Below are 10703 nucleotides of genomic sequence, written 5' to 3' on the forward strand. Positions count from 1 at the left end.
TGTCCCATACTTTAAATTTTACTTTAAAGTGGTGCACTTGATCTTACAATTAAGCCCGCTATTTAGTTTTTTAAAATAGCGGATTTTTTATTCAAAAGAATTTTAAATAAAAATTTAAGTAAAAATAATCCCTAATTTATTCAAAATTTTTTATTCTTTTTATAAAAAAAGTGAATTTTTTTAAATAAAATGATATAATTAGAATATATGAGTAAAGTAGTTATCAAAAATGTGAGTAAAATTTATAAGGACAAGAAAATATTAAACAATATTTCACTTAACATCGAATTTAAAAGTTTTTATTTAATAGCAGGAAATAATGGTTCTGGTAAAAGTACACTTTTAAAAATAATTGCTGGAAATGATTCAGATTATGATGGTGAAATTTTTATAGACAATGAGTTTTTAGAAAAAATCAAAGGCAAAAAAGATGTTTTATATTTCAACACTGATTTGAAATTTCCAAGCAACATGAGTGCATTGAAATTTATTGAACATTTTTATTATTATTTTCATCAAAAGAAAATTTCAAAACAAGTAATAAAAGATAAAATGCAAGAATATAAAATATCCTTTAATAAAAACCCAAATAAATTTTCTTCAGGAGAAAAACAAAAATTAATTTTGATATTAGTGGAATTTATTAAGCCAAAATTACTACTAATTGATGAATTAGAAAGTAATTTAGATATTTATTGAAAAGAAAAGTTTTACAAAACTATAGATAATTTAAGAGTTGAAAACGATATGACTATTGTAATCGTTTCCCATGAGATAAATAATATCTTGCCTTATGTTACAGATTTTGTATTGCTTGATTCAGGTGAAATTAAAGAAATCAATTTAAAAGAAAATAAAAACAAAAAAGAAAATTTTACAAAAGTAATTATAGAAACACTCAAAGGAGAATATGAAAACAATTTTAAAAAATAATTTTAAGTATTTATTTAAAACACATACAATTTGAATATTGTTGGTATTTTGTTTTTTATCTTCGTTTTCAGTAATTCCTGTAATTTTAAGTAAGAATAATTTAATAAACTATAATTGATTTATCTTTTATATTAATTTTGTCATTTGTGCAATTATTTCTTTTACTTTGATTTATTTACTTTTTATAGGAACTAAAAGAAATTTCTACGATGGTTTTCAAAACACTTTATTTTCTAGTAAAAGAGTAATTTTATTTTCTAAAATAATAACTATTTATATATTATTTAGTGTTACAAATTTCCTTGTAATATTAAATCAAATAATAATTTCTCTCGCCACCTCTAGTGAGTTAGTTGTAATTTATATTACTTTATTAAATTGACTAGTTAATAACTTTGTTTTTATATTATTTTCCTTTATTTTTCTTTTAATCATCAAAATTTTTAAATCATCTATGAAAAATATTTTGATCAATTCAATGATAACTAGTACTTTTATTTTAATTCCTGTTATAACAAGAAGTACTATTAACTATTCAGAAAATTATAAAAATCCAAATATTTTTCAAGCTATAGAGTTATCAAAAGAAAATAAAATGAATTATTATAATGTTTCTGAAAAGTTTTTAAACTATAAAAATAAAGAATATTTTGATTTTATTGAATCGCTATATTTACTTTCAATTTTAGTATTTAAAGAAAATATGCACAACAATATAAAACATATAGAAAATAAAGGAAATTATAATACTTTATATCAAATAAATCAATTTGACAAGCATGATTGAGATACTACTAACAATGAATATTTTTTATATAAAGAAAATCAAGAAGCACTTTTAATCTTAGATAGAAATTCATTATTGTCTACACTAAATTTTTCTAACATAAATAAGAATATAAATTATGAAAATCTAAAAGTAAAAATAAATAAAGATTTATGAGATGAAAAAGATTTTAGTGATGATGAAATTTTGTTTATAAGACAACTAAATGGTTTAGATAATATAAATATTCAAACTTTTAAAAGAGATTTTATCTATTTTCTAAAAGACCAATTTTTTATAAAACAATTTATTGAACAAAATTCACAAGAATTATTTGATTTTCTGAATTTATTGTTTATAAAAAGAAGATTTATAAATGATAAATTTGTAAATAATAAACTGAGCAAATTTTATGTAGAATCTTTGATTTTAAATAATAAAGAAATAGATTTAAATTCAAAAATAGATAATCAAGATTTTGAATTTATATCTCAAAAATATTTAATATTCAAGGATAATAAAGTTTGAATATTAAATAGTGCATTTAAATATTTTGAAGTAGATTTATCACAATTTCATATTTATTATTCAAATATTAACACAATCGATGATTGAAAAAATTATTTGATTTCTGAGTCATTTTCAATTCAAAATTTATCTGATAAATTGAAAAACTTTAAATATCTATCAAACAATGAAAATAAAAATTATGAATTTGAATTTTTAGCAAATAAACCAAAAATTACTGATTTTCAATATGTTGTAACTAATAAAATATCAGTAAAAAATAAGTTTAATTATTTAGGTTTAACTTTAATAATATTAGTTACATTACTAAATGGTTCATTTCTAATATTTTATTGGGTAAAAAGGAGTAAATAATGAAAAAATATATTAAAAATTTAGGTTTTGGTGCAATAGCAACAGTTTTAGTAGGTTCAGGAGTTGCTGCTGCCATTTTAATGCCTATAAATAAAGAAAATAAGAAAACAATTAATGAAGAAGAACAAATCAAAAGTAGTATTTTAGAACAATTAAAACAAGAAACACAATATCAAAGCAAAGATGTTTTTGTTTCAAAAACATTAGATAAACTAATCGATAATTTTAGTGATTTAAATGTAATGTTAGATCAAAAAATAGAAGCAGTTGAATTCTTTTCTAATAAAGATATTCAAGAACTTGAAAAACAGATTTTACCAAGTAATGAGTTAAATTCTAATTTATTTGGACCAACTCTTGTAAGAAAAGATGAATTAGAAAATAAAGAAGTTTTTCTTGGAAAAGATAATCAAGTTTTTACTGATGAATTAGAAGCAAAACTTTCATATTTTAATGTAAATTCCTTTTATAAATATGAAACAACTTTAGATAAAAATAGCGGCAATGCTAAAATTTTTCAAACTAAAGCCGAATTAATTAATTATTTTGAAAATCTTTATCAAGAGATTGCTACTAAAAATATATCAGATAAGCAAAAATTAAGTGAATTAAAATCAAAAATTAAGTTTGCTAAAACTAATAAACATATTAAAGCACCAAATGATTTAATTTCTTTTTCTGATATTTCAATTAAATCTAATTTAGATAATTTTGTAAAAAATAATTACAAAAAATACATTTATTTTAAAAACAAAATTTATGAATATGATAACTTTATCAAAAATCAAGTATTTGATTCATATTTAAGTGAATTACCGATTTTAAAATTAAATTCAACTAACGGACAAAATAAATTTATTGTTGATTTAGATAAATCAGTAAAAGAAAATTTCTATGGGAAATTATTTTTAGATAGTCCATCAGGTTCTATAAATGACATTGTTGATGTAAATAATTGAAATAAAAAAGAGAGAGAAGAAAAATTATTTACAAACCCAATGGAAGAAACTAAAAAAAGTCTTGTAAATAATTTTGTCTCTCAAATTATTAAACAAAAAAGTGATGCTAATTTTGACAAATTCCTTTTAAATTCCCATTTAAACGAAAATGATAAAGAAAAATTACAAAAAGATTATAATCAAAATTTCTCAATTTTAAATAATTATTTATTAAGAGAAGATCTAGAGAATTTGAAAGAAGAATTTTCTAAAATTAAATATGCTAATTTAAAAGACGTTACTCTTTGAGACAAAATTCAAGATGCAAATAAGATCCTTTTAAAAGGAAAACACGGAACTATATTTAATCAAATTTATTCCTTTTATATTTCTTCTATTTCAGCAATGTTTGAAAGTAAAATTAACTTTAAAACAGTTTATGTATTTAAGAAATATATAAAATCATTTTTAAATACTATTAATACAACTTTAAAAGAAATATTCACAGATGAATTTTATGTTACAGAAAACAACGAACACATTGATTTATTAAAATTGTATGGCTTAAAAGATGATTTAAATATTTCGGTATCAACAAGTCCTGACTACTTTTTAGGTTCGCTTACACAAAGTACTAAATTTATGAATGCAATTAATTTAATAAATTTTGCAACCGCTTCTTTAACTAACACAAATTCAAGTGAAGAATTTGATAGAATCCTTTTATTAAAAGACACTAATAGCGAAGAAGAATTAAGAAAATACAAAGAATTTTTTGAATTGTATTCTTTAACTTCAAAAACCAAAAATGCCTATAATTACAACGAAAACACTTTAGAATATGTTAAAAATGTTCCTGTTTTTAACTCTTTAAACAAGAGTCAACAAGAATTTATTGATGCTACTATTTCAGTTTCAAAAAGCATTAAATTTGTTTTAAAATCTTCAATAGAACAATTATTAACACTACCTGATGTTGATATTTTTAATATTAAATACGAAGAAAGTGGTAGTTCTTATATTCCACCTAAAGAAATCAAAACATTAAAAGGTCAATATAAAGATTATTTTGAATTAATTAGTTTTGTTAAATTTGCTTCAAACGATTTTGCAATTCACACTTCTTTAATCGATTCTCCAAAGTTTTATGACACCGTTTTAACTTTAAGACAAGAAAAAGATAAAATACTAAAAAAAGTTGATCAAAAAACACATTGAAAATGAACAAAAAAATTCAAAAGTACAGGAAAATACACAAAACCAACTAAAAAACACATTAGTGAACAAAATCAAAAATTTTTAAATAAAAGTGCGGCACTTTTAGGTCTTGCAACAGATTTTATCTTCTTTGCAAGTACAGAAAAAACACTAGAATCCACCTTATATTTTATTAAAAATGCAGCAGGTGCAATTAAAAACTTAAGTAAAGTTTTAGGACCTTGAGCTTTTGGTGCTGAAATTCTTTTTGACTTTATTATTCAAGCGATAGGAACAGAAGAATTTCATGAATATGTTTTTAAACCAAATTCAGAAGAAGATTATATTTGACAAGGTGGAAGTTCCACAAAACGTTTTTGAGGATTATGAAATAAAGTAAATTCTGATATTAGCAAGATCAAAGATAAAATTTTAACACCAGTAAAAATTTTAAATGCAACAGTAAAAGATGAATTTTATTTTAATAATAAAAAATATGATCAATATATGTTTGAATATCTTAAAAAAGAAGTAATTCAAGAAATAGAAAAAGGAAATTTACAATTAGAATACATTGATGATTTAAAAATATTATATTCTTTTGAAAAAGAAATTCCTACATCAACTTTTGATAAAAAGACAATGCCTTTCTTTGAGAGTGTCCAAGAGTTACAAAATTATTTAGCAAACGAAGATAATCGCGCTAGATACTTAACTGATATTACTTATTTAAAATTTGATTCTGATAATTTTCAATATAAAGTAGATAACTATAAAGAATTAATGAAGAAATTCATTAACTATTTAAACATTAACTTGAAACCAATTTATTTATTGCAAGTTCCTGAACTAAAAGATTCTTATCCTTTAGAACAAGAGAAATTTTTAGAAAATCCTTCGCTAGAAAAATATGATACTTCTTATTTAAGTAGAGAAGAAATTGAAAAATTATTATTAAATAATGATTTAAGCAATAGTGAAAGGTTTGTTGTACTTGATACAAATATTCGTTCTAATTCTAAATATGTCTATTTAGATGTTAAAAAAGAAATAGAGCAACTGCTTACTAAATATGCAGACAAATTTAAAGTTAGATCTAAATTTGTTTTAAGAAGAGATATTGATGGTCAATATAAATATAGTGAACTGAAAAGTTATCAAAAAGTAATTCTTTATAAAACTTTTGATAAAGAAAATAATGTGAAATACTTTTTAAATTATGATCAAGCAAAAGAGTTTTTAAAAACAGATAAAAGTTTAGATATTAGAAAAGAAGTTTATCGCTTCAATCCAAGAACTGTATATTCTTATTTAGGAAAGGAATTTGACTCTAAAGAAGAATTAATAAATTACTTTCTAGAAGAATATAGAAAAAACAAAATAAAAGGAGAAAACAATGAAAAAAATAATATTTAGTTTAACAGCAGCAACTTATGTTGCTTTACCAGTGATTCCTGTTTCTGCTTCTGGTGATTCAGAAACAGGACATTTATATGTAATAGAAATAAATGGTGTACCTAAATCATTTAGAAATCATCAAGAAATTTTAAATGAATTGTTAAAAATAGGGAATAGAAGATTTACAACGGCAATTGGTCTTAAAGATACAAATAATCAATACGGTCAAGTTTTTCTTGAACCAGAAAAACTTTATAAATACGATCGAGAAAAAATAAAACCTGCATATAGAGATATTTTTGGAAATTATGTTGATAATCAAAGACTTGCAATTGATTCATATATTTCTGAAAACAGAATAGTTAAAAAATACTTTGATAGTTTCAACAATCCTTTTGATACGCAAGAAGAAGCGCAATTAAGTATAGTCGAAGGAATTAAAGAAAATTTAACTTATAATCCGTTTTATGAATTTAAAGTTAAAGAATTAAATCACCCAGAATATGATCTAAAAATCAATCCATTTATACAGGATGATATAAATAAATTGTATGAAAAATTATCAAAAAATGATATAAGTGTTCGTCATAAAGATGATTTAGAAAATGTAAAAATTAATCAAGAAAAACAAGGAATTACACTCAATGGAAATGACTACATTTATCATAGAAATAATACTGATTTAGAAAATTATTTAGAAAATATTATGAATAATTTTATTGATGATTTATTTGATATGAAAAACGAAAACGTTTTTAAACTGCAGTTTAAATTAGTTGAAACAAAAGGAGACAAAAACAAATCAAACAATGGTTTCGAAGTTTCTATTAATGATGATGAAAGTAATTGATACATCATGCAAAATGATGAAAATGGTCTTACTTTAGAAAAAAATGTTAGTCAAAATTATATAGATAAATATAATGTAGAAAATGTTTTAGAAACAATGAAAAATTCTAATGATTATTTTACAACAGATTTAGAACAGAAATATAATTTTTTTGTAAATAAAGTTGGAGATGTTACACTTAGATTAAAAGATAAAAACTTTTTATCAATAAATCATATGCATATAAAAACAAAGACTAAATGAAAACTTGATGAACGAGCAATTGTAAGATATTTTGGTTTTTCTAAAGCACCAGTAAGTATTTTGGATTCTTATGATTCAGCAAGAGCATGAAATAGTTTTGATATAGAAGTAAACTTAAAATTAGACAAATATAAATTAAAAAGAGTTTTAGAAAATAGAGTTAAAAATTTAAATATAAAAACTTTAAAACAGCAAATGATTTCAACATTGGATAAAATGTTTAAAAATAATTCTCAATTAAAAGAAAAATATAAAGAATTTAACAATGATTTATTGTTAGATATAGAAAGTAAAGAAGAATTAATTCAAAAAATTAAAGATCAAATCGATAATTTGTTACTAAGTTATGATTATGTCTCTTATAATATAAAAAACTCTATTTATAAAAACAAAGTAGAAACAATAAAACAAAAAATAAATAATTTTAATAGTTTAATAAAAAGTGAAATAATTCAACAATTAAAGGATAAAAGAAATTCGAAATATTATATATACTCTAGACACAAATTCTTATCTTTAAATGATAAATTTGTTTATAAAAATCAAAATAATATATCATTATTTGAAAACATAGAAAAAAGTGATTATACAATTATTAATCATAAAAAAATAGTAAAAAATCCATTTAATAATCAAAAAATAAAATACATAAATAAAACAGATTCAACCATAAATGGATTAAATCAATTAAGAAGCATTTGATTAGATTATTATAAAAATAATAAAGACAAAAAAGATGAAAAATTATTTAACATTTTGGAAAATTTTAGTGAATATTTTAGAAAAAACAAAGAATTTTTATTCTTAGAAAATACTAAAATAGGAATTTTAAAAAACTTTATTTCAATAGATAATGCTGAGAAAAAAATCTATAACTATAATTCAAGATATACAAACATTACAGAATTAGCAAATCAAACTGAAGAATCTAATTTAGAAGAATATCTTTTTAAAAGAATGAAACCAAAAGAAAGATATTACATACCAGGACTAAAAAGTACCCTTATATCTAGAGGACAACCTTTTAGAGAAGAATTATTTGAATTCAACGATCCTAAAATCTTTCAATTAAATTACAGACTAATTCTAGGTAAATTAATTCTTCCTGTGGCAGAAAGAAGATTTTATGTAGAAAATAACAAATCTATCGAAATAAAATCTAATTATTATAACTTGTGAACCATAGATTTAAATAATCAAGAACTTTTCTTCGATTCGCAAGAAGGTATGATGTCATATCTAAAAGATTACATAAAATATAGAACTAGAAAAATAGAAGGAGTTAAATAATGAAAAAGAAAATGTTATTAACTAGTGTAGTCATCTTAACTTTTGCTTCTGTAAATTTGGCAGCAAGTTGTAATCAAGAAAAAATCGAAAAATCTAATTTTCCAAAAACACCTGAAGAGCAAAAATATGATGAACTTTTTAACAAATATAAAGAAAAATACGTGGGAACTGACAATTATGTGTTTGATGACTTTGAAGAATTTGATTTTAATAATAGAGATTATTACGAAATAATAAATCTTAATAAATTATTAGAAAGAAGACCAATTTATAAATATGAAAAATTAGAAAATTTTAATAATGAAAATATTTTTATATATTTTAAGCAAGAAAAAACCAAGATTTTCTTTAATTGATTATCAAATTTTAAGTTTAAATTAAAAGTTTACAAAGATGTTATTGATAAGTTGGCTCCAAACAAAAAAATAAAATATAATGATGGAAAAGAAATTTATTTAGTAAAAGAGAGCAATTATAAATTTAAATTTAATTTTTCTGAAAGTGATAAGGATTATAATGAAGTTTTTTCAATCAATACTTCTATTATTGAAGGATTATTATCTATTCCTAATTTGCATTTAGAGGGTCGTTTTGTTTTTAACAAAGTGGTATATTTTCCTAAAAATTATGAAAATAACTATTTTTCTAGAATAAATTTATTATCTAATTATACTTTTTTTGAATATAAAAACAACGAAAATTATAAATGATTTTCTACTCCAAAACCTAAAATAGAAAAATTAATACCAGGTATTTCAAAAAAAGAAATTGAGAAATTTAATTCTTATACACCTATAATAAATCTATCCACAACTTTTAATTTTGGTTTTAAGTCTGAAAATGATTTTAACGATTGATATAATATTGAAAATGATTTAAGTGCAAGGGAAAATTCCCAAATAATTGAAAATCAAAATTCAGAAAAATTTTATAATTATGATTTAACTTTTTCTAGAGAAAGATTAGAAAGAGAATATTCTAGTGAAATAGACGATTATAAAGAACATATAGAAAAAGATTCTATTCACTTTATATTGTCAAGACCTTTAAAAATTATATCTACTGAAGGAAAAAATCAAAAACAAAATTAAAATTCTAAATGAATTATTAAAAATAGGAAACAGAAGATTCACAAGTGCAATTGGTCTGAAAGATACAAATAATCAGTACAGTCAAGTTTTTCTCGAAACAGAAAAACTTTATAAATACGATCGAGAAAAAATAAAACCTGCATACAGAGATATTTTTGGAAATTATGTTGATAATCAAAGACTTGCAATTGATTCATACATTTCTGAAAACAGAATAGTTAAAAAATACTTTGATAGTTTCAACAATCCTTTTGATACACAAGAAGAAGCACAGTTAAGTATTATTGAAGGAATTAAAGAAAATTTAACTTACAATCCGTTTTACGAATTTAAAGTTAAAGAAGTAAATCAACCAGAATATGATCTAAAAATTAATCCGTTTATACAGGATGATATAGATAAATTGAGAGATATTTTAGCTAAAGAAAATGTAATTATTCGTCATAAAGATGATCTAGAAAACGTAAAAATTAATCAAGGAAAACAAGGAATTACACTCAATGGAAACGACTATATTTATCATAGAGATAATACTGATTTAGAAAATTATTTAGAAAATGTTATGAATCATTTTATTGATGATTTATTTGATATGAAAAATGAAAACGTTTTTAAATTACAATTTAAATTAGTTGAAACAAAAGGAGATAAAAACAAATCAAACAATGGTTTTGAAGTTTCTGTTAATGATAATGAAAGTAATTGATACATTATGCAAAATGACGAAAATGGTCTTACTTTAGAAAAAAATGTTAGTCAAAATTATATTGATAAATATAATGTGGAAAACGTTTTAGAAACAATGAAAAATTCTAATGATTATTTCACAACAGATTTAGAACAGAAATATAATTTTACAGTAAATAAAGTTGGAGATGTTACACTCAGACTCAAAGATAAAAACTTTTTATCAATAAATCATATGCATATAAAAACAAAGACTAAATGAAAACTAGATGAGTATGCTTTTCTAAGACTTTTGGGTTTTTCCAAAGCACCAGTAAGCATTTTGGATTCTTATGATTCAGCAAGAGCATGAAATAATTTCAATATAGAAGTCAACTTAAAATTAGATACAAATAAATTAAAAAGAGTTTTTGAAAATAGAATTAAAA

General features: G+C 21.5%; 6 protein-coding genes. All 6 read left to right on the forward strand.

Annotation, left to right across the window (positions count from 1 at the left end):
* Nucleotides 1-207: 207 nt before the first annotated feature.
* Nucleotides 208-933, forward strand: a complete 726-nt coding sequence (locus ACXX86_RS03855; RefSeq protein ID WP_458561172.1) for an ATP-binding cassette domain-containing protein — start codon at nucleotides 208-210, stop codon at nucleotides 931-933.
* Nucleotides 911-2581 carry a hypothetical protein gene (locus ACXX86_RS03860; RefSeq protein WP_436358564.1) on the forward strand — a complete coding sequence of 557 codons (1671 nt, stop codon included), beginning with the start codon at nucleotides 911-913 and terminating at the stop codon, nucleotides 2579-2581. The genes ACXX86_RS03855 and ACXX86_RS03860 overlap by 23 nt, the downstream gene beginning before the upstream one ends.
* Entirely contained in the window at nucleotides 2581-6132 is a 3552-nt protein-coding gene (locus ACXX86_RS03865) for a hypothetical protein (RefSeq protein WP_458561173.1), read from the forward strand. Before ACXX86_RS03860 ends, ACXX86_RS03865 begins: the two co-directional genes overlap by 1 nt.
* Entirely contained in the window at nucleotides 6113-8497 is a 2385-nt protein-coding gene (locus ACXX86_RS03870; RefSeq protein ID WP_458561174.1) for a hypothetical protein, read from the forward strand. The genes ACXX86_RS03865 and ACXX86_RS03870 overlap by 20 nt, the downstream gene beginning before the upstream one ends.
* Nucleotides 8497-9588, forward strand: coding sequence for a hypothetical protein (locus ACXX86_RS03875; protein ID WP_458560647.1), 1092 nt, complete (start codon nucleotides 8497-8499; stop codon nucleotides 9586-9588). Before ACXX86_RS03870 ends, ACXX86_RS03875 begins: the two co-directional genes overlap by 1 nt.
* Nucleotides 9589-9991: 403 nt before the next feature.
* Nucleotides 9992-10703, forward strand: a 712-nt coding sequence (locus ACXX86_RS03880; protein ID WP_458560646.1) for a hypothetical protein, incomplete at its 3' end; no start/stop codon positions are given.

It is taken from the genome of Mycoplasma sp. CB776 (assembly GCF_054343395.1).